The sequence below is a fragment of the Embleya sp. NPDC127516 genome (genome assembly GCF_044765325.1).
In the GTDB taxonomy this organism is placed as follows: Bacteria; Actinomycetota; Actinomycetes; order Streptomycetales; family Streptomycetaceae; genus Embleya.
In genome coordinates this window covers 1-19,962 of the sequence record NZ_JBIWJT010000013.1, presented here as the reverse complement: position 1 = coordinate 19,962, position 19,962 = coordinate 1, and the positions used below count along the sequence as shown (strand labels likewise).

Here is a 19,962-nt window from a genome sequence, read left to right as displayed (position 1 = left end):
GCCTGGCCGGGCGGCCCCCCGCGAACCAGGTAGGTGCCTGGCGGATCGGGGGTGGGGCCAGCCCCACCTTTGCCGGGGTCCGGCCGGCCCGCCACACATCGACGAAGAGGGCCCGCCCTGTCGGTGCCGTGTGCCTATCCTGGGCTGCCCTGTGAACGCCGACCGGAGGCGCCCCGCTTCATGAAGCTGCTGCACGCCGCCGACCTGCACATCGACAGCCCGCTGCGCGGACTTTCCGGCTACGAGGGGGCACCCGCGGCGGAGATCCGCGGTGCGGCGCGGCGGGCCGTGGTCAACCTGGTGGACCTGGCGCTGGCCGAGGCGGTCGACGCGGTGCTGCTCGCGGGCGACATCTACGACGGCGACTGGAAGGACTACCACACGGGGTTGTTCTTCACGGTGCAGATGCGCCGCCTCGCCGAGGCGGACATCCCGGTCCTGCTGGTCGCGGGCAACCACGACGCGGACAGCCGGATCACCCGCGAACTGCGCCTGCCCGCCAACGTGCACCGGTTCTCCACCGCGCGCCCGGAGACCGTCGCGTACGAGGACCTGGGGCTGGCCGTGCACGGTCAGGGCTTCGCGGTGCGGGACGTGACCGAGAACCTCGCGGTGAGCTATCCGGCGCCGCGCGGCGGGATGTTCAACGTCGGGCTGCTGCACACCGCGCTGACCGGCGCCGAGGGGCACGCGAACTACGCGCCGTGCAGCGTCGGCGACCTGCTCTCGCGCGGCTACGACTACTGGGCACTGGGCCACGTGCACGCGCGCGAGGTGGTGCACGCCGCCGAGCCGTGGATCGTCTTCCCGGGCAACGTGCAGGGCCGGCACGCCCGCGAGACCGGGCCCAAGGGCGCGACGCTGATCACGGTCGACGGCGACCGGGGCCGGGCCGAGATCGAGCACCGCGACCTGGACGTGGTGCGCTGGGCGCGCCTGGACGTGGACGCGACCGAGGCGACCGGCATCGAGGACGTGCTCGACCTGGTGCGCCGGCGGATGGCCGAGGAGCGGGCCGCGGCCGGCGATCGACTGCTGGCGGCCCGGGTCCGGGTCGTCGGCGCGTCCGACGCGCACGAGGCGCTGTGGCGCGACGAACGCCGGTTCGTGTTCGAGGCCCGGGCACTGGCCGCCGAGTTCTCCGGGGTGTGGCTGGAAAAGGTCCGCCTGGAGACCCGGCACGCCGAACTGGGCGATACGGGGGTCGAGTTGCCCGCACTGGTGGAGGACCTGGCCCGCACCGCCAAGGCCCTGCGCGCGGATCCCGACGCCCTCGAACAGTTGATCCGATCGGTGCCCGGGCTGCGCACGCTCGACCCCAAGGTGGCCGAGGAGGGCATCACGCCCGCGGACCGGGCCTGGCGCGCGGACATCTTCGATCAGGCGGTCGACCTGCTCACGGCGCTGGTCACCGGGACCGACGGGGAGTCCGGATGAGGATCGATCGGCTCGACCTGATCGCGTTCGGCTGCTTCACCGACCGGCACATCGAGCTCGGTGCCCCGGGCGTGCACGTGATCAGCGGCCCGAACGAGGCCGGCAAGTCCACCGTGCGGCACGCCCTGGACCAGCTCCTGTACGGCATGGACCGGCAGACCTCGTACGACTTCGTGCACGCGATGCGCGACCTCAAGCTCGGCGCGCTGGTGCGGGACGAGCGCGGGAGCGTGCTCGACGTGGTGCGGCACAAGCGGGACAAGAACCCGCTCACCCGCGCGGACGGCACGGTGCTCGCCGAGGCCGAGCTGACCCGACTGCTCGCGGGCGTGGGCCGCGACGACTTCCGGCACGTCTTCGCGCTCGACCACGCCGGGCTGCGCGAGGGCGGCGCGGAACTGCTCCGGGGCGAGGGCGACGTGGGGCGGGCGCTGTTCGAGTCGCGCTCCTCGGCCCGACTCGGCGAGGTGCTGACCCGCCTGGAGGAGCGCGCCGACGAGCTGTACAAGACGCGCGGGAAGAACCAGCGGATCAACGCGGGACTGACCGAGCTGGGCCGGTTGCGCAAGCGGGTCCAGGACGACGCGCTGGCACCCTCGGTGTTCGGCGACGCGGTCAAGGAGGCCCGGCGGGCCGAGGAGGAGCGCGACCGGCTCGGCGGCTACCGCAGCGAGGCGCGCGCGCAGGCGAGCCGGCTGGATCGGGTCCGCCAGGCGCTGCCGGTGCTGGCCCGACGCACCGCGCTCGACGCCGAGCGGGCCGCACTGCTCGCCGAGGGCGCACCGGCCCCCGCCGAGCTCGCGGCCGAGTTGGCCGCGCTCGACGAGCGGATGCGGGAGGCGACGGCGGAGACCGAACGGGCCGCGCGAGAGGCGGCCGAGGCCCGCCGAGAGGCGGCCGAACTGGTGGTGGACCGCGCGTTGTCGGCGCAGGTGGCCGAGGTGGACGCGCTGCACGCGGACGTCGCGGCGATCCGCGACGCGGTCGAGCTGGCCGCCGACGCCGACGCCGAGGCGTCGCAGACCCGGGCGGGCGCCGCCGAACTGCTGTCCCGGGTGCGCCCGGACCGTGCCCTGGACGACCCCACGGCGTACGACGTGCCGCCCGGCGTCGGCGACCGGGTCACCGCGCTGCGGGACCACCTCAAGGTGTGCGAGGCCCGGCTCGCGGGCGCCGGCGAGCAGGTCGCGCATCGCCGCGGCCGGCTGGACGCGGCGCGCGCGACCTGCGCGCTGACCCCGGAGCCGGCCGACCCGGCCGCGCTGCGCGCGCTGCTTCGGGCGGTGCCGGGCAACCTGGTGGAGGACATCGCGCGCGACGAACGGCGGGTGGCCGAGCTCGAACGCGAGGCGCACGACCTGCGGGCCCGGCACAACCTGGCGGACCTGGCGCCGCTCGCCGAGGACCGGCCGGCGCGGCTGCGACTGCCCGGCCGGGAACGGGTCGCCGACCACCTGGACCGGGTGGGCCGGGTCCGCGAGGAACTGCACGCGAGTACGCGGGCCGAGGACGAGGCGGTGGCCGATCACGACGCGCGGCGGCGCGAGCTGGCCGTGCTCGCGCTCGCCGATCCGCCGCCCGCGCCCGCCGACTGGGCCGCCGCCCGGGCCGAGCGCGATCGGCTGTGGACGCTGGTGTGCGCGAGCCCGCCGCTGACCGACGACCGGATCGACGCCTACGAACGCGCGGTTCGGGTGGCGGACGAGATCGCCGAGCGGATCGCCCGCCGGGCCGAGGACGCGGTCCGGCTCGGCCGGCTCCGGGTGGATGTCGAGCACGACGAGCGCACGCTGGCCCGACTGGCCGAGCGGCGGCTGGAATTGACCGCGCGCCGGGCCGAGCTTGCGGCGGAGTGGGCGGCGGCCTGGGCGCCCAGCGGGTTGCCCGCGCCGGACCCCCACGACGCCGGCGCTTTCCTGGACGCGTTGGCCGAGCTGGCCCGGATCGAGGTCGAGGCGCGCGCGGCGCGGGATCGACTGGCCGCGGGCAGGGCGCGCGCCGCCGAACTGGCGGGGGCGTTTCGCGTCGCGCTGGCCGAGTCCGGCGCGCCGGCCGGCACGAGCGACCTGGCCGCGCTGATCGAACTGGCCGACGCCCGTCGCGACGCGCTCGCGGACGCGATGCGGGTGCGCGAGAGCGGGCTCGCGGCCGTGCGCGAGGCCGAGGCCGAACTCGCCGAAGCCGACGCGGAGGCGGACCGGGCCCGGGACGAGCGCGCGGCGTGGGAGCGGAGCTGGCACGAACTGGTGCACGGCCTGGACCTGCCCGAGGGCGACCCCGACGCGGTCGCAGCGGCGGTGCACACGCTGGCCGAGGTGGCGGCGGCGGTGGGGCACGCGGCCGAGGCACAGCGGCGCCGAATCCGCGCGGACGAGCGGGTGGCCGCGTTCGGCGCGCGGGTGGCCGAGGTGTTCGCCGCGTGCGGACGGCCGGAGCCGATCGAGGCGGACGGGCGTCCGGCGTTCGCCGCGGTGCTCGCGCTGCACGAGGAGTCCACCCGGGCCCGGCGGGCCGACGAGGCCCGCGGCAGGCTCGCCGAGCGGATCGCCCGGCTGGAGGACGCGGTGGCCGCCGGGCGGGGCGCGGTCGAGCGTGCCGAGGGCGAACTCGCCGCGCTGGTCGAGGCCGCCGGTGCCGCCGACGCCGACGAACTGCGCGCCTCGGTAGGCCGATCCGCGCGGTTGCGCGCGATCGAGGACGCGCTGGTCGAGCACGGTGCGCTGCTGTCCCCCGAACTCGAACAGGAGGCCGCGCGGCACGACCCCGAGGAACTCGACGTGGCGATCGAGGACGCCGCGCGCCGGGTCGAGGAGGCCGAGGCGGCGTACGCCGCGGCGGGCGAGGAACTCGGTCGGTGCCGGCAGATCGTGCGGGACCTGGAGCGCGAGTCGGTGGCCGCCGCCCGGGCCCAGGAGGAGGTGGCCGGCACGGTCGCCACGATCGCCGAGGACACCGAGGAGTTCGTCCGGCTGCGGCTGGCCCGCGAGGTGCTGCTGCGCTGCATGGAGGACTACCGCAAGCAGAACCAGGCTCCGGTGCTGGCCCGGGCGGAGGAGGTGTTCACCGCGCTCACCGCGGGACGCTTCGACCGGCTGCTCGTGGAGACCGACGGCCGCAAGGGCGCCCCGGTGCTGCGCGCGCGGCGGGCCGGCTCCTCCCCGGTCGCCGCGGCCGGTTCCGTCGGCGTGGACGAGATGAGCGAGGGCACCCGCGATCAGCTCTACCTGGCGCTGCGCCTGGCCTCGCTGGACGCGTACGCCGAAGCGGGTCGGGCGATGCCGATCGTGCTCGACGACATCGCGATGACGTTCGACGACGGGCGCACGCGCGCGATGCTCTCGGTGCTGGACGCGATGGCCGACCGGTTCCAGGTGGTGTTGTTCACCCACCACCCGCACCTGGGTCGGCTCGCCGTGGACACGCTCGCGCCCGGCCGTGCCCACGTGCACGAACTGCCGGTCTACGTCGCCCGGTCGGCCGCGGCGCAACCGGTGGAGTGAGCCCGCGGCGGGCGCCGTACGGGCGGGTTCAGGCGGTCATCGCGAGCCGGAAGCGCACGCACTTCCCGCCGGGTTCGGGGATCGACTCCCAGCCGTCGGACAACGATTCGACCAGGAGCAGGCCGCGCCCGGTGGTGTCGTCGTCGGTCGCCTCGACCACCTGGGGCACCCGGGTGTCCGTGTCGTGCACCTCGATCCACACACAGGCGGCGCCGTCGGGGGCGCGGTCTCGGCGGACCACGACGCTGAAAGGGCGTCCCAGACCCGCGTGGCGTACGGCATTGGTCGCCAGTTCGGAGGCGAGAAGTACGGCGATGTCGGACAAGGATTCGAGGTCCCAAACCGTCAGCGCCACGCGGACATGCTCCCGCACGGCGGACACGCACGCGGGCATCGCCGGCAGCGTGATGGTCGGGCTGACCTCGTCCTCTGCGTCCGCCACTTCCGGATCGGCCAGGGTGGTCATGCAGCTACCTCCTGTTGCGTGGGCTGCGTTTGCCCCCGCAAGCGGCCCCGCCCCGTCCCGTCGCTTTAAGTGATCTTGTAAGCGCGTAAAGTGAGGGTGCTCGGTAGGATGCTCCACGAAACCCGGTGGTGCAACTCTCGCCGCCACTTCGGTGTCCGCGTGTACACGGTTCACCCGATCGGGCGATGTCCCTGGCCCTCACATGGAGGAAGCGGGTTCGACTCGCCCCGTCGGCGTGGCCTCGACGAGTCAGGGGGGACGGGCCGATGGCGACCTCGTTGCGGGAAACCCACGCACCGACGTGGCGACGGAGCTCCTACAGCAGCGTGCAGGGGAACTGTGTGGAAGTGGTGAATCGTCACCCCTGCGAGGTGGTGGTGCGCGATTCGAAGCAACGTGCGTGTGCGGTCCTGAGGTTCACCGACCGCGAATGGACCCACCTGTTGGTTGCCCTTGTCGGGCGCGGAAAGTGACGATCAGTCAGGAACGGTTTCGGTGAGCACCGGGACATCGCTCCAGCGGAAGACGTGGGCCAGCGTCGGCTCCACGATCGACCCGGGCACCTCGCCGTCGAACCAGCGGTCCACATGCGCCCAGTGGTAGGGGTTCAGCAGGTACTCGCCGGTCAGCCCCTCGACCGCGGCGTACTCCTGCTCCCACGCGTGCGTCCACCGCGACCGCCCGGTCCGCTCCACCACCCGGGAGAGCGCCCACGAGCGGATCGTCGGGATGTGCTGCGGCATGGCGATCAGATCCGCCTCGAACTCGGCCAGTACGTCGGCGGGTGTGCCCGCGCGTACGGTCAACAGCAGCGTGCGCTTGACCCGGGGACCGGTCAGCGGCGCGAACCCGGCGCGCACGGGGCGCAGCGCGACCTCGTCGGCCCGCGCCGGGAGTTCGGGCCGCGCGTCGGACCGAAGATCCCACGAGTAGCCGTGCCCGCCGACGCAGCCGGGCAGGTCCGGCCCGGCCGAGAGCGATCGGTGCCCCGGGCCGGGCATGGTCGTGGCCAGCACCACTCGACGAGTCATGCGTGTGCTCCCGTGCGATGTGCGGTGTGGTCCGCCGGGATGTGATCCGCTGCGGTGGCGGCCGCGTCGCCGGCGCCCACCCGGGCCGGATCCGGCTCGGCGGCGGACGCGGACATCGCCGGTTGCAGCGCCCGGCGTTGCCGATCCAGCGCATAGCCGTCGGTGGCGGCCCAGAACGCCGCGACGTCCGGATCGGCCGCCGCGGCCCCGCGCATCGCGTAGAACGCGCGGATCGTCGGCAGCACCCACAGGATGTGCACGGTGGTCGCGTCCCGGCCCGCGGGCGAACGCCAGACGCGTTCCAGCCGCATTCCGCGCCGCTGCGCGCCGGGCAGATAGCGATCATGGAACTGGCCCAGCCACAACGCCACCTGATCGTTCGTCAGGGTGACGTGGTCGAGGATGTTCACCGGGTCGGGAACGGGTTCGGCGGCGGTGCTCACAGCTTGTCCAGCACGGTCTCGCGGTAGCGCGCGATCCGCTCGCGCAACGTGTCCAGCCCACCGGGACCGGCCAGTTCGGCCGGGTTCGGCGCGAACACCAGCCGGGTCGCGCCCGCGTCGGTGAACCGGCGCACCCAGTTCGGGTCGTGCTGGAGCTCGCGGTCGCACGAGCCCGGCCATGCGGTGATCTCGACCGCGTCCGCCGTGCGGCCGGCCGCACGCGCGCACGTGCGCAGCAGTTCGGCGCGCGTCTCGAACTCGTCGGGCGCGATCGTGTACGGGAACCAGCCGTCGCCGAGCCGCCCGGCCCGGCGCACGGCGGGCTCGCTGTTGCCGCCCAGGACCACCGGCACCGCACCACGTTCGGGGCGCGGCAGGCAGTGCACGCGCTCGAAGGAGGTGAACCTGCCGCGGAAGGTGGCGGGGGCGTCGGCCCACAGCGCGCGCATCGCGCCGACGCACTCCTCCAGGCGGGCGCCGCGCTCGGTGAAGGACGCGCCGACCGCGGCGTACTCCTCCTTCTGCCACCCGATGCCCAGGCCCAGCATCAACCGGCCGCCCGAGTGCCGGTCGATGGTGGCGACCCGTTTGGCCAGCACCACCGGGCTGTGCAGCGGCGCGACCACCATCGCCGTACCGAAGCGCAGCGTGCGCGAGGCGCCGGCGAGGAAGGCGATGGTCTCCAGCGGGTCGGGCATCGGCACCACGCCGGCGGCGCTGGGGGTGCGACCGGAATCCGAGTACGGGTACAGGGGCTCGTAGTCCTCGGCGACCACGACGTGTTCGACGGTCCACACGGATTCGACGCCGCACTCCTCCAGCGTCCCGGCGAAGTCGCGCAGGAAGCCGCCGGAGGTGATCAGACCGTCCGCGAAGGGCGCCATCACGCCCAGCTTGATCGTCATTCTGACGCCCTTTCAGATCCCGTGTCCGCACCCTGCCCCGGCGGGCGTGCGAGCGCAAGACCCGACCGACGGTGTCGTTGGACACGCGACCGAGGGCGGACGACCCGGGGTCTTCGGCCCGGGGAATGCCGCGTGCGCCCGCCATCGGGGCGCGGGCGCACGCGGTCTGTGCGGGCAGGCCGACCGGGCCGGACGGCGGATCGGGAGGGAAGGGGCTAGGCGAGCTCGACGAGCTCGTCGTGCCGGTACAGCGGGCGAAGGCCGTCGGCGAAACGCACCGAGTACCACTGGTACGGGGACAGCGGCGGCCGATGCGCGTCGGCGAACACCTCGCACACCTCACCGATGTGGCCGGTGCTCAGGCCCACCTGCACGCGTACGCGGGTGCCGACCTCGAATCCCTGCCAGCGGGTGGCCCCGCCGCGAACATGCTCCTGGGTCCTCGTCGTCGCGTCGCCCATGACGGGCACCGCCCTTCTGCCGATGGGTAGTTCACCCAGCTGTCGAGAACGCTCCCCTACCCGCTATCGGGCGCGGCGCTCGCGCTCTTGAGACGAGGACTCCGTTCGCGCGCGGACTTCACCCGGAAGGAGCGCCCGAGTGGCGCGGTGGAGCCGGCAGGCTTCCGATGTGGACGTCTTGTTGTGGATCACCGCCGTGTCCGGCCTCGCCTGGCTCTACCTGACGCTGTGCCACGGCTGGTTCTGGCGCACCGACGTGCGCCTTGGCGGGGCCGTGGCGCCGGTGGCCGAGACCGCGTCGGTGGCGGTGATCGTGCCCGCGCGCGACGAGGCGGCGGTGCTCGGCGACAGCCTGCCCACGCTGCTCGCGCAGGACTTTCCCGGCCGGGTCGAGGTGCTCCTGGTCGACGACGGCAGCACGGACGGGACCGGCGAGCTGGCCCGGCGACTGGGCGCGGCGGCCCGGGTGCCACTCACCGTGACCTCGCCCGGCGAGCCGCCGGCGGGCTGGACCGGCAAGGTGTGGGCGCTGCGGCACGGCGTCGAGTCGGTCGGCGACGTGGACTGGATCCTGTTCACCGACGCGGACATCGCGCACGCGCCCGGTTCGCTCGCCCGCCTGGTCGGCGAGGCCGAACACGAGCGCCTGGACCTGCTCTCGGTGATGGCCCGGCTGCGCACGCACACCCGGTGGGAGAAGCTGATCGTGCCCGCCTTCGTGTACTTCTTCGGCAAGCTCTTCCCGTTCCGCCGGGTGAACCGGCCCGGCTCGCGGGTCGCGGCGGCCGCGGGCGGCTGCGTGTTGGTCCGGCGTACCGCGCTGGAGCGGGCCGGCGGCGTGGCGGCGATCCGGGACGCGGTGATCGACGACGTGTCGCTGGGCACCGCGGTCAAGCGCTCGGGCGGGCGGATCCGGCTGGTGCTGGCCGACCCGGTGCGCCACGTGGACAGCGTGCGGCCCTACCCGGCGTTGGCGGACCTGTGGAACATGGTCGCGCGCAGCGCCTTCGCGCAGTTGCGGCACTCCTGGCTGCTGCTCGCGGGCACCGTGGTGGGGCTGGCGCTGATCTACCTGGCCGCGCCGGTCGCGCTGTTCGCCGCGATCGTCGGCGGCGACGCCGCGCTCGCGCTGCTCGCGCTCGCGGTGTGGGCCCTGATGACCGGGACCTACGTGCCGATGGTGCGCTACTACGGGCGGCCCGCCGCGGAGGCGGTGTTGTTGCCCTTCGCGGCCACGCTGTACCTGGGCATGACCGTGCACTCGGCGGTTCGGCACGCGCGCGGGCGGGGTGCGGCGTGGAAGGGTCGCACGTACCCGGCGCCGGCCGAATAGGCTCCGTTCGTGCCCAGCCCAGACTCCACCGCCCGTCCCTATCGCGACGGCGTCCCCGAACACGGCCGCGTCCCCAAGTCGTACATGGTGAAGATGAGCCTGCTCCAACTCATGGACGAGTTGGGCGAAGACGCGCTGCTGCCCTCCGAACGCGAACTCGCCGCGACCTACGGGGTCGCCCGCAGCACCCTGCGATCGGCGATCGGCGAGTTGGTGATGGAGGGCCGACTGCGCTCCGCCCGAGGACGGGGCACCTACGTCGCGCCGCCCAAGCTCATGCAGCCGGTCAGCCTCGGCAGCTACACCGAGGCGGTGCGCTCGATGGGGCTGACCCCCAGCCGCCGGGTGGTCACCCTCGAACACCACGTCGCGCAGCCCGATCTGGCCGAGCGGTTGCGGATCCGCACCGGTGACCTGACCGTGCACCTGGAGCGGGTGCTGCTCGCCGACGACGAGCCGATCGGCCTGGAGAGCACGTACCTGCCGCTGGACCGCTTTCCCACCATCCTGGACGTGCTGCGCCCGGAGGGGTCGCTGTACCTGTGCCTGCAGAAGGACCTGGGAGTGGTCTTCGCGGAGATAGACGAGACCGTGGAGACCGTCTTGGCCGCGCCGCGCGAGGCGCTGCTCCTGGAGACCAACCCGGCGCTGCCGATGCTGCTGGTCATGCGCACGTCCTACGACCCGGACGGCGTGCCCATCGAGCGGGTCCGGGCGCTGTTCCGGGGGGACCGGATGGGCTTCGCCACGCGTCTGCGAGCGTAGGCCCCGGCAGGGTTGGATCACGAAAAGATAACAGGTTCGGACCTTAACGGACTGTTCACCCGGACGACATACCGCCTCCGCATGCTCGGCATCGACCGCTCCCAAGCTGGTCGCAATCGCCCCCGAGAACGTGGAGGAAGCCGGTGCGAGTCATCGTCGTCGGAGGTGGCGTGCTGGGCACCATGCATGCCTGGCAGGCCATCGATCGAGGTCACGAGGTCGTGCACATCGAGCGCGAGCGCGAGGCGCGCGGTGCTTCGGTGCGCAACTTCGGCCTGGTGTGGATCGGTGGCCGGGCCGTCGGCGACGAACTGGCCACCGCGCTGCGGGCCCGCGAACTGTGGGAGCGGATCGGCGCCGACGTGCCCGGTACCGGCTTTCGCCCCAACGGCTCGCTCACCGTGTGCCGAAGCGCCGAGGAGGTCGCGGTGGCCGAGGCGGCCCTCGCGCTGCCCGACGCCACCGAGCGCGGCCTGAAGCTGCTCACCCCGGGCGAGGCCCGCGAGCACAACCCGGCGCTGCGCGGCGGCTTCGACGCCGCCCTGTGGTGCGAGCGCGACGGCGCGGTCGAGTCCCGGGTCGCACTGCCCGCGCTGCGCGCCCACCTGGCGGCCGGCGGCCGGTACACCTGGCTGCCCGGACGCGAGGTGCGCGACCTGCTGCCGAGCGGCACCGGCGTACGCGACGACCACGGCCACACCCACGAAGGCGACCTGGTGGTGCTGTGCACCGGCGCCTGGCTGACCGGCCTGGTCCGCGAGCTCGCCCCCGAGCTGCCGGTGCGCCGGGTGCGCCTACAGATGATGCAGACCGACCCGCTCGACGAGCCGCTGACCACCTCGGTCGCCGACGGCGACAGCTTCCGCTACTACCCCGCCTACGCCGGCACCGCGCTCGACGCGCTCCGCGCGGCCCACCCCCAGGCGCCGGTGCCCGCCGAGCACCGCATGCAACTGCTGATGGTCCAGCGCCTCGACGGCGGCCTGACCATCGGCGACACGCACGAGTACGACGAGCCGTTCACGTTCGACGTGGACTCCGCGCCCTACGAGCACCTGGTCGAGGTCGCCGAGAGCCTGCTCGGCCGGCCGTTGCCGGCCGTGCGCCGCCGCTGGGCCGGGGTGTACGCGCAGACCACCGACACAACCCGGGTCGTGCACCGCGAGCAGGTCGCCCCCGCGACCTGGTTGGTGACCGGCCCCGGCGGGCGCGGGATGACCTGCTCGCCCGCCATCGCCGAACGCACCGCGAACCTGGCCGGCCTCTAGGCCCGGCTGCGCCCCGCCCACCCCCGAAACTCCCGCCCGTTGCCGAAAGCCCAACCGGAGCACCACTCATGACGCACTATCAGCTCGCCGTCCTGGACATGGCCGGCACCACCGTCGCCGACGACGGCCTCGTCGTCGAGGCGTTCACCCGGGCGATCGGCGCGGCCGGCGTCGAGGTCGGCTCCGCCGACTTCGAGCACAAGCTCGGCTACGTCCACGCCACCATGGGCGAAAGCAAGATCACCGTCTTCCGGGCCCTGCTCGACGGCGACGAGGAGCGTGCGCAAGCCGCCAACCTCGCCTTCGAGGCGGCCTACGCCGACCTGGTCGCGGCGGGCCGGTGCGCGCCGATCGAGGGCGCCGAGGCGGCCGTCCGCGCGCTGCGCGCCGACGGGGTCAAGGTCGCACTCACCACCGGCTTCGGCCGACCCACCCAGGACGCGATCCTGGCCTCGCTCGGCTGGACCGACCTGGCCGACCTGACCCTGTGCCCGGCCGACGCCGGGCGCGGACGGCCCTACCCCGACCTGGTGCTCACCGCCGTACTGCGCCTGGGCGTCGAGGACCTGCGGGAGGTCGCCGTGGTCGGCGACACCGCGTTCGACGTGCTCACCGGGCTGCGCTCCGGTGCCTCCATCGCCGCCGGTGTGCTCACCGGCGCGCACGACCGCGCCGCCCTCGAAGCGGCCGGCGCCACCCACGTACTCGGCTCCATCCGCGACCTCCCCGCCCTGCTCCAGGGCTGATTCGTCTTTTCGAAAGGGCGATTTCCCATGCGACGCATCCTCGGCCTCACCGCCGCCGCCACCGTGGTCGTGCTCAGCGCGAGCGCCTGCGGCGGGACCGGCTCGGACGACACCAAGCCCGCCGCGAACGCCGCCTCCGGCGGCGCGCCCGCCAAGGGCTCCGGCAGCGTGACGGTCTACTCCGTGGACGGGCTCGCCGACTGGTACACCAAGCGCTTCGCGGACTTCGAGAAGAAGACCGGGATCAAGGTCAACCTGGTGGAGTCCGGCTCCGGCGAGGTGGTCACCCGCATGGAGAAGGAGAAGGGCAACCCGCAGGCCGACGTGGCGATCACGCTGCCGCCGTTCATCCAGCGCGCGGCCCAGGCGAACCTGCTCACCGCGTACGCGCCCGCCGGCGCCGACAAGGTGCCGGCCGGCTCCAAGGACGCGCAGGGCCGCTATGTGGCCGTGGTCAACAACTACGCGTCCTGGATCTACAACCCCGACCAGGCCAAGCCCGCGCCGACCAAGTTCCAGGAGCTGACCGAGGGCCGGTTCAAGTCCAAGCTCCAGTACTCGACGCCGGGCCAGGCCGGTGACGGCACCGCCGTGCTGATCCAGCTCCAGCACCTGTACGGCAAGCAGGGCGCGCTCGACTACCTCAAGCGGCTCGAGTCGAACAACGTCGGCCCGTCCTCCTCCACCGGCAAGCTCCAGCCCAAGGTCGGCAAGGGCGAGCTCAGCGTGGCCAACGGCGACCTCCAGATGAACCTGGCGTCGATCCACAACGACAAGTCCAACTTCAAGGTCTGGTTCCCGGCGGACGACGCGGGCAAGGCCTCGACCTTCGCGTTGCCGTACTTCATGGGCCTGTCCTCCGGCGCCCCGCACGCCGACGCCGGCCGCAAGCTGATGGACTACCTGCTCTCCCCGGAGGCGCAGACCTCGGTCTCCGCCGACGCGCTGGGCCTGCCCGCGCGCGAGGACGTCAAGCCGACCGACGCCAACGCCGCCGAGATCGCCAAGGCCTTGGAGGGCGTGGAGATCTGGACGCCGGAATGGGACACGGTGCTCAAGGAACTGGACGCGGACCTGGCCGCGTACAACAAGGCCGTCGGTCGCTGACCCGAGCCACCGACACCCCGAGAGAACCGCGGAGAGGGAGGGAACCCGCATGACCGCACCAGCCGTCGAGCGCACCGAGGCGACCACCGTGAGCGCAGCGCCGACCCGACCGGCGATCGGCATCCAGGACCTGACGGTCCGATACGGATCCGTCGTGGCCCTGGAGGGACTGAGCCTGGAGGTCGCCCCGGGCGAGACGGTCGCCCTGCTCGGGCCGTCCGGCTCGGGCAAGTCCACGGCGCTCAAGGCGGTCGCGGGTTTCCTCCGACCCGCCTCCGGGCGGATCACCCTGGCCGGCCGCGACGTCACGTACGAACCGCCGAACAAGCGCGGGATCGGCGTCGTCGTGCAGAACTACGCGCTGTTCCCGCACATGCGGGTCGCGGACAACGTCGCGTTCGGGCTCAAGGCCCGCCGGGTGTCGCGTGCCGAGGTGGCCCGCCGGGTCACCGAGGCGTTGGACATGGTGGGCATGGCGAGCTACGCCCGGCGCTACCCCCGCGAGTTGTCCGGCGGGCAGCAGCAACGGGTGGCGATCGCGCGGGCATTGGCGATTCGCCCGCCCGTACTGCTGCTCGACGAACCGCTGTCCGCGCTGGACGCGACGCTGCGCGCCGACCTGCTCGGCGAGTTGCAGCGGCTGCGCGCCGACCTGCCGGACGTGGCGATCATGTATGTCACCCACGACCAGACCGAGGCGCTCGCCCTCGCGGACCGGATCGCGGTGATGCGGGACGCGCGGCTGGTCGACCTGGACGCCACGGACCGGCTGTACCGGCGCCCGCCCAGCGAGTTCACCGCGTCCTTCCTGGGCGCGGCCAACCTGCTCGGCGCACGGGTGCTCGCGGCGTGCGCGGCCGGGGAAGACGCGGTCGAGGTCGCGGTGGGCGGGCTGACCGTCACCGCCGACCCGACCCGCGCGTTCGCCGAGGGCGAGCGGGCGATGCTGGTGGCGCGCCCGCACACCCTCGGGGTGACCGCGGTCGACCAGCCGCACACGCTGCCCGCGCGGCTCACCGCGACCCAGTGGCGCGGCGCCGACTACCGGTTGACCTGCGTGCTCGACGGCGACGGCGACGGCACGACGGGTCGGGAGATCCGGATCGACGTCACCGACCTGGCCGAGGTCCCGGCCCTCGGCGAGCGTTTGGGCGTGGCGCTGCCCGCCGCACCGTGCGTCCTGGTCCCGGTGGGAGCGGCCGGATGACCGCGACCGTGACCGAACCGCCGATCGCGGCCGAGCCCACCCCGGCTCCGATGCGCACGAGCAAGGCCCGCGGCGGCGCGTCCCGCGCGCTGTGGGTACTCCCACCGCTCGTGCTCGCCGCCGGATTCTTCCTCTATCCGCTCGCGCTCGTGGTCAAGCAGTCCTTCGTCGACAAGGACGAGCGGGTCGGCCTGGACGTGTGGCGCCAGGTACTGAACTCGCCCTCGTTCGGCGACGCGTTGTGGAACACCGTCAAGATCGCCGTACTGTCCACGCTCGGCTGTCTGGTGGTCGGCTTCTTCCTGGCCCTGGTGTTGTCGTTCGTGCCCTTCCCCGGCGCCCGCGCGGTCGGACGGATCGTGGACACGGTGCTCGCCTTCCCGTCCTTCCTGATCGCGCTCGCCTTCACCTTCCTGTACGGCACGGCGGGCGTGGTGAACGCGGCGGCGGACAAGCTCGGCCTGGGCGAACCGCTGGTCGGCTTCCTGTACTCGCCGTGGTGCGTGGTGCTGGCCGAGATCACCTTCTACACCCCGTTCGTGATGCGCCCGCTGCTCGCCGCCTTCGCGCTGGTGCCCCGGGACCGGCTCGACGTCGCGGCCTCGCTCGGCGCGGGACCGCTGCGGGTGATTCGCCAGGTGCTGCTGCCCGAGGCATGGCCCGCGCTCGCGGCCGGCGGCAGCCTGACCCTGCTGCTCACCCTCAACGAGTTCGGGATCGTGCTGTTCATCGGCGCCAAGGACGTCACCACGCTGCCGATGCTCGTGCACGCCAAGGGCGCGGTCACCTTCGACTACCCGGGCGCGTGCGTGGTCGCGGTGGTCGAGGTCGCGCTGTCGCTCACGCTCTACGCGGTCTACCGATTCGTCTTCTCCCGGACAGGAGCCGGCCGTGCTGGTCTGGTCGCGTAGCGGACGAGCCCTCGTCTGGGCCCTCTTCGCGCTCGTCTTCGCCCCTCTCGTGCTCGCCCCGCTGGCGATCCTGGGCATCGCCGCGTTCGCCGGCGACTGGAACAGCGTGCTGCCCGCGTCCTGGACGAGCGAGAACATCCGCGAGGCCACCGCGGGCACCAACTACGACAGCCTCGTGGTCAGCATCGAGACCGCGCTGGGCGCGTCGCTGATCGCGATCGTGGTCGGCACGTGGGCGGCGATCGCCGCCCGGACCGCGCCGCGCTGGATCCGCCGGCTCACCGACGCGGTGTTCCACCTACCGGTCGCGGTGCCGTCGGTGGTGGTCGGTCTGGGCATGCTGGTGGCCTTCAGCGACGGCCCGATCCTGCTCAACGGCACCAAGTGGATCGTCATCGCCGCGCACGCGGTGCTGGTGGTGACGTTCGCGTACTCCACGGTGTCGGCCGGGCTCGACCGTACCGACGCGGCCTTCGCGGACGTGGCCGCCTCGCTCGGCGCGAGCGCGGCCCGAGTGCTGCTGCGGGTGCGGCTGCCGATGTTGCTGCCGTCGATCACGGCGGCGGCGAGCCTGGCGATCGCGCTGTCGATGGGCGAGGTCGGCGCGACGATCATGGTCTACCCGGCCGAATGGCGGACCCTGCCGGTCTCGGTGTTTACCCTGACCGACCGGGGCAAGGTGCTGCTCGGGTCCGCGGTCACGGTGGTCCTGCTGGTCGCGACCCTGGTGGTGCTGCTGCTCGTCGGCCTGCTCAAGGGCCGGGTGGAGGAGCGCAAGCGACGGCGATAGCGGTTCGCCCGAGTTCCTTGCCGCCGGGTCGGTGCGCGCGGGGTCGCCTTGCGTCCGTTCGGTGCGCGCCGGTTCGGTGCGCGCCGGTTCAGTTCCGGCCGAAGGTACGCGCGGGCGGGGCCGGCGACGCGACCGCCGTGGCGTCGTGCACCACCGCGGCCCCACCGGGGAAGTCGGCCAGCGCCGAGCCGTGCTCGATCCGCGCCGGGAACGGGTCGGCGGCGGTCCGCCGGGCCAACTCGGCGATCGGCAGCTCGCCGTGCGAGGCCACCAGCACGACGTTGCCGAACCGCCGACCCCGCAATACCGCGGGGTCGGCGATCAGCAGCTGGTTCGGGAACACCGAGCGCACCGTCGCAACCTGGGATCGCACGAAGTCGAGTCGCCCGCCGTCGGCCAAATTCACCGCGTACACCCCGCCGGGGGCCAGTGTCCGGGCCACCTCGCCGACGAACTCGGCCGAGGTCAGATGCGCGGGCACCCGGGAATCGGCGAACACGTCGACCACGGCCAGGTCGAACGCGGCGTCGGGTGCCTTGCCCGCCACCTCGCGGGCATCACCGGTACGCACCCGGATCTGCCAGTTCTTCTCCCACGGCAGCTCGCGGCGGACGAACTCGACCAAATCCCCGTCCAGTTCCGCCACCTGCTGGCGCGACCGCGGCCGGGTGGCCGCGACGTAGCGGGCCAGCGTGAGCCCGCCGCCGCCGAGGTGGAAAGCCCGCAGCGGCTTGCCGGTGTCCGCCATCAGGTCGACCACATGGCCGAGCCGACGCACGTACTCGAACTCCAGCCAGGTCGGATCACCCAGATCCACGTGCGACTGCGGTGATCCGTGCAGGCGCAGCGTCCAGGCCCGGGCCCGATCCGGATCGGGCTCCAGTTCGGCGCTGCCGGAACCCACCTCGGCACGGACCGGCTCGGGAGCACGACCGCGTCGGCGCTGCTTGTCTGCCATCCGACCAGTATCGAGGCGGTGGCCGACCCAGGCGGCCCGCCCCGATCCCGGACTCGGATCGGGGCGGGCCGCCTCGGTCGCGATTCGCCGGTCGGCTCAGCGGCCGGTCCTGACGAACCGCTCGAGGCGGTCGTCCGCGCCGCCCCGGAGGGTGCGGTCACCGGTTGCGGCGGAGACGGTGATGTTCCCCTTGTTCAACTCGGTCCAGTCGGCGTGCCGCTTGGTCTCCGGGCGGCAGAAGGTACCGGGCACCGCGCAGTCGCCCTGGCCGATCGCGAAGGTGTCGCCGTCGGCCTTGGCCGTGTACTGGATCGCCACCACGGTCTCGGTACCGATCTCGGTCCACACCGGCCGGCCCGGCTTCCGGCCGGGCACCGCGTTCGGGTAGTTGATGCTGACGACGTACTCGTCCGACAGCGCCTTGCGGTCCTTGAGCTGCGCCACGTACGAGGGCAGGAAGTCGGCGAAGGCGCGGTAGGTCTCCGGGGTCACCTTGAAGGAGGCCATGTCGAAGCCGCCGCTGAGCGCGATGGCCGGCTTGCCGTTGTCGATCGCGGCGATGGCGGCGCCCAGCGTGCCCGAGTCGTTGGTGACCGAGGCGACGTTCGGCCCGGAGTTGATGCCGGTGAGCACCAGGTCGGGGCCGGTGCGCCAGCCGACCTTGGCGGCGAGCCCGCCACGCAGGGCGAGCCGTACGGTGTCCACGGGGGTGGCGCTGGGGGTGGTCGGGCCGCACGGGGCGTCGCCCTTGCACACGCCGAAGACGACTCCCTTGCTCGGCGCCCCGGCGCAGTCGCCCTCGAAACCGGCCGGCAGCGTGGTGCGCCGGGACACGGTGAGCGCACCGCCGCCGGTGGCCGCGGTGCCGTAGCCGCTCATGAACTGCCACGGAGCCATCACCACGACGTCCGCCCCGGCGGCGCACAGCGCCCGGCGCACCTCGTAGACGCCTCGGCCGTCGGCGCCGTCGGGCTTGGCGTTCTGCATCGAGTCGTCGTTGCTCAGGAGGATCCGCATCCCGGCCACCGACGAATGATTGTCACCGTGTCCGGGGGCCGCGTCGGCACTCCCGGTCAGGGCCAGGAGCAGGGCCCCGGCGCCGATGGCCGCGGGCAGGGCGGCGAAACGCTTCCGCTGAAGCTTCATGGGTTCCTCGACTCGACTTCGTATCGAATGCGGAGAAATCGACAGTCGAGCGTTCACGACTCGAACACTCGCCACCGATCCGGGTTGCGAGTGAACGTAGAAGCTAAACCTAGTAAGTGAAAGGTTTGAGACCTAAGCGTTACCAATGAGCCTGAGTCGGGGACTCTCCGCGGGCGGCAGGGCACGCCACGAGCAACTCTCGGCGGCGAAGAAGCACTGGGACCGACCGACGACGTCGCCGGCGTCGACCGGCTCGTACGCGCCGGGGCCGTCCACCGGATCGAAGTCCAGATAGAAGAGGTCCCCGTACGTCTCATCGGTGAATCGGGACAGCACCGGGTCGAAATAGAGCATTCCGGAAAAGCCCTTGCCGTGTTCGACCCGGTAGTCGCGAAGTCCCGTAAGGGTGAATTCGACGGGAATCCACGGCCAGCCGTGCTCCCGATCACGGGCATCCACCAGAACACGTGCCGTGGCCCCACCCGGACTGAACGGGTCGTCGATGTGGACCCGGGTGACACACCCGTTCCCGAAATCGAACAAGCCCAGGAGATCGCCCAGGCTGTCCGGGGTGAGCAGGGACATGGGGCCCTCCGGTCGGCGGCGCTGCGGTTCGGTCCTCGTACCAATCATCGCGACTGGTGCGCCGCCACCGTACGGAAGTATCGAGCGGACCGCGTTCGCGGTCAGACCCGGCTGACCAAACGCGAGATCAGCGCGCCGGCGGCGAGGTAGACCACCGCGGCCAGTCCGTAGTTCACCGCGACCCGGGCCTTGACGTTGTCGGGCGTGAAGAGGTCCTTGGCCCAGCGGGCCAGCCAGTCGGCCCAGTCGGCGATGGTCTCCACCGCGCCGTTGGTGGGGTTGGCTTCGAAGACGAACAGAATGATGTGCAGAACGAGGATGACGGCGATCACCGCGGCCACGACACTGACGACAGTCGCGATCGGGTTCACTCGCCGTGCAGTAGAGGTCACCATGCGGGGAGTCTGCTCGGGTTCGAACACCTGAAACGGAGGCCACGCGCGCCGGTTTGCAGTCGGCTCCGACCCCCGGTAGGGTCCTCCAAGTTGCCCGACAGGGAGACCTGAGACAGACGCGAGCCTAGGCGCTCGTGCTGGCTGGTCCCGGGGTGGCCATCCCGATCATTCGAACCAGGTGTGGTGCGCGTGCGCGTCACACCGTCGTTCTGTGCTCGGGTGTCCCGAAGAACGCCGGAACGTAAATTGCTGCCGATTCGACGGTGCGAAATGCGATCCGCTAATGTTCGGGACGTCGCGGAAAGCAGCGGAGAGAACAAATTTCCGAAGCCGAAGCGATGGGCGAAGCAGGCCGGAAGGGCTGCTAAGCTCGAAGAGCCGGAAGCCGGGGAAACGAAAGTTTCGAAGGCCGAAAGCAACGGACGAAAAGCGGGTCGGAAGATCTGCTAGAGTCCGGGAGGCGGAAAACGCGGAAACGCGGTGGAAGCCGAAAGCGAGGAAAGCGAAG

20 protein-coding genes are annotated in these 19,962 nt (G+C 72.6%); 11 read left to right on the top strand and 9 right to left on the bottom strand.

What is annotated here, in order from left to right:
- Positions 1-180: 180 nt before the first annotated feature.
- Entirely contained in the window at positions 181-1,437 is a 1,257-nt protein-coding gene (locus ACIRL2_RS25155) for an exonuclease SbcCD subunit D (protein WP_395867497.1), read from the top strand.
- Positions 1,434-4,937 (top strand): AAA family ATPase, encoded by a 3,504-nt coding sequence (locus ACIRL2_RS25150; protein WP_395867495.1) that lies wholly within the window; start codon positions 1,434-1,436, stop codon positions 4,935-4,937. The genes ACIRL2_RS25155 and ACIRL2_RS25150 overlap by 4 nt, the downstream gene beginning before the upstream one ends.
- A gap of 28 nt (positions 4,938-4,965) precedes the next feature.
- On the opposite strand, the gene ACIRL2_RS25145 is transcribed toward ACIRL2_RS25150, so the two are convergent.
- Positions 4,966-5,403, bottom strand: a complete 438-nt coding sequence (locus tag ACIRL2_RS25145) for an ATP-binding protein (RefSeq protein ID WP_395867493.1) — start codon at positions 5,401-5,403, stop codon at positions 4,966-4,968.
- Positions 5,404-5,588: 185 nt separating this feature from the next.
- Here ACIRL2_RS25145 and ACIRL2_RS25140 point away from each other — a divergent pair, with 185 nt between their 5' ends.
- Positions 5,589-5,876 (top strand): DUF397 domain-containing protein, encoded by a 288-nt coding sequence (locus tag ACIRL2_RS25140; RefSeq protein ID WP_395867491.1) that lies wholly within the window; start codon positions 5,589-5,591, stop codon positions 5,874-5,876.
- Positions 5,877-5,879: 3 nt separating this feature from the next.
- Here ACIRL2_RS25140 and ACIRL2_RS25135 read toward each other — a convergent pair whose 3' ends face one another.
- The 4 genes from ACIRL2_RS25135 to ACIRL2_RS25120 all read right to left on the bottom strand — a co-directional run bounded on the left by ACIRL2_RS25135 (position 5,880) and on the right by ACIRL2_RS25120 (position 8,243).
- Positions 5,880-6,434: a Dabb family protein gene (locus ACIRL2_RS25135; RefSeq protein ID WP_402234634.1), complete on the bottom strand. Its 555-nt coding sequence runs from the start codon at positions 6,432-6,434 to the stop codon at positions 5,880-5,882.
- Positions 6,431-6,877, bottom strand: a complete 447-nt coding sequence (locus ACIRL2_RS25130) for an NIPSNAP family protein (protein ID WP_395867488.1) — start codon at positions 6,875-6,877, stop codon at positions 6,431-6,433. The genes ACIRL2_RS25135 and ACIRL2_RS25130 overlap by 4 nt, the downstream gene beginning before the upstream one ends.
- Entirely contained in the window at positions 6,874-7,782 is a 909-nt protein-coding gene (locus tag ACIRL2_RS25125; protein WP_402234632.1) for an LLM class F420-dependent oxidoreductase, read from the bottom strand. The genes ACIRL2_RS25130 and ACIRL2_RS25125 overlap by 4 nt, the downstream gene beginning before the upstream one ends.
- A 215-nt stretch (positions 7,783-7,997) precedes the next feature.
- Positions 7,998-8,243 carry a hypothetical protein gene (locus tag ACIRL2_RS25120; RefSeq protein WP_395867484.1) on the bottom strand — a complete coding sequence of 82 codons (246 nt, stop codon included), beginning with the start codon at positions 8,241-8,243 and terminating at the stop codon, positions 7,998-8,000.
- 169 nt (positions 8,244-8,412) lie between these two features.
- On the opposite strand from ACIRL2_RS25120, the gene ACIRL2_RS25115 reads away from it, so the two are divergent.
- The 8 genes from ACIRL2_RS25115 (at position 8,413) to ACIRL2_RS25080 (ending at position 16,370) form a co-directional block, all read left to right on the top strand.
- Complete coding sequence (locus ACIRL2_RS25115; protein ID WP_395867482.1) at positions 8,413-9,576, top strand: glycosyltransferase; 1,164 nt, start codon at positions 8,413-8,415, stop codon at positions 9,574-9,576.
- A gap of 84 nt (positions 9,577-9,660) precedes the next feature.
- Positions 9,661-10,341 (top strand): GntR family transcriptional regulator, encoded by a 681-nt coding sequence (locus tag ACIRL2_RS25110; protein WP_395867956.1) that lies wholly within the window; start codon positions 9,661-9,663, stop codon positions 10,339-10,341.
- 143 nt (positions 10,342-10,484) lie between these two features.
- The gene (locus tag ACIRL2_RS25105) at positions 10,485-11,609 is read left to right on the top strand and encodes a TIGR03364 family FAD-dependent oxidoreductase (protein WP_402234629.1); all 1,125 of its coding nucleotides are present in this window, start codon (positions 10,485-10,487) and stop codon (positions 11,607-11,609) included.
- Positions 11,610-11,677: 68 nt separating this feature from the next.
- A complete protein-coding gene (locus ACIRL2_RS25100; RefSeq protein WP_395867479.1) occupies positions 11,678-12,355 on the top strand; it encodes a phosphonatase-like hydrolase in 678 nt (225 codons plus the stop codon).
- 27 nt (positions 12,356-12,382) lie between these two features.
- On the top strand, positions 12,383-13,462 hold the full coding sequence (locus ACIRL2_RS25095) for a 2-aminoethylphosphonate ABC transporter substrate-binding protein (RefSeq protein WP_402234627.1): 1,080 nt from the start codon (positions 12,383-12,385) through the stop codon (positions 13,460-13,462).
- 49 nt (positions 13,463-13,511) lie between these two features.
- A complete protein-coding gene (locus ACIRL2_RS25090; protein ID WP_402234625.1) occupies positions 13,512-14,669 on the top strand; it encodes an ABC transporter ATP-binding protein in 1,158 nt (385 codons plus the stop codon).
- Positions 14,666-15,580, top strand: a complete 915-nt coding sequence (locus ACIRL2_RS25085; RefSeq protein WP_395867475.1) for a 2-aminoethylphosphonate ABC transporter permease subunit — start codon at positions 14,666-14,668, stop codon at positions 15,578-15,580. The genes ACIRL2_RS25090 and ACIRL2_RS25085 overlap by 4 nt, the downstream gene beginning before the upstream one ends.
- Positions 15,561-16,370: an ABC transporter permease gene (locus ACIRL2_RS25080; RefSeq protein WP_395867473.1), complete on the top strand. Its 810-nt coding sequence runs from the start codon at positions 15,561-15,563 to the stop codon at positions 16,368-16,370. The genes ACIRL2_RS25085 and ACIRL2_RS25080 overlap by 20 nt, the downstream gene beginning before the upstream one ends.
- Before the next feature lie 88 nt (positions 16,371-16,458).
- On the opposite strand, the gene ACIRL2_RS25075 is transcribed toward ACIRL2_RS25080, so the two are convergent.
- From ACIRL2_RS25075 to ACIRL2_RS25060, 4 genes are all read right to left on the bottom strand, one after another.
- Complete coding sequence (locus tag ACIRL2_RS25075; protein WP_402234624.1) at positions 16,459-17,328, bottom strand: spermidine synthase; 870 nt, start codon at positions 17,326-17,328, stop codon at positions 16,459-16,461.
- Between the two features lie 96 nt (positions 17,329-17,424).
- On the bottom strand, positions 17,425-18,474 hold the full coding sequence (locus ACIRL2_RS25070; protein WP_395867469.1) for a 5'/3'-nucleotidase SurE: 1,050 nt from the start codon (positions 18,472-18,474) through the stop codon (positions 17,425-17,427).
- 132 nt (positions 18,475-18,606) lie between these two features.
- Positions 18,607-19,059, bottom strand: a complete 453-nt coding sequence (locus tag ACIRL2_RS25065) for a hypothetical protein (protein WP_395867467.1) — start codon at positions 19,057-19,059, stop codon at positions 18,607-18,609.
- 101 nt (positions 19,060-19,160) lie between these two features.
- Positions 19,161-19,454, bottom strand: a complete 294-nt coding sequence (locus tag ACIRL2_RS25060; protein ID WP_395867465.1) for a hypothetical protein — start codon at positions 19,452-19,454, stop codon at positions 19,161-19,163.
- Positions 19,455-19,962: the final 508 nt, after the last annotated feature.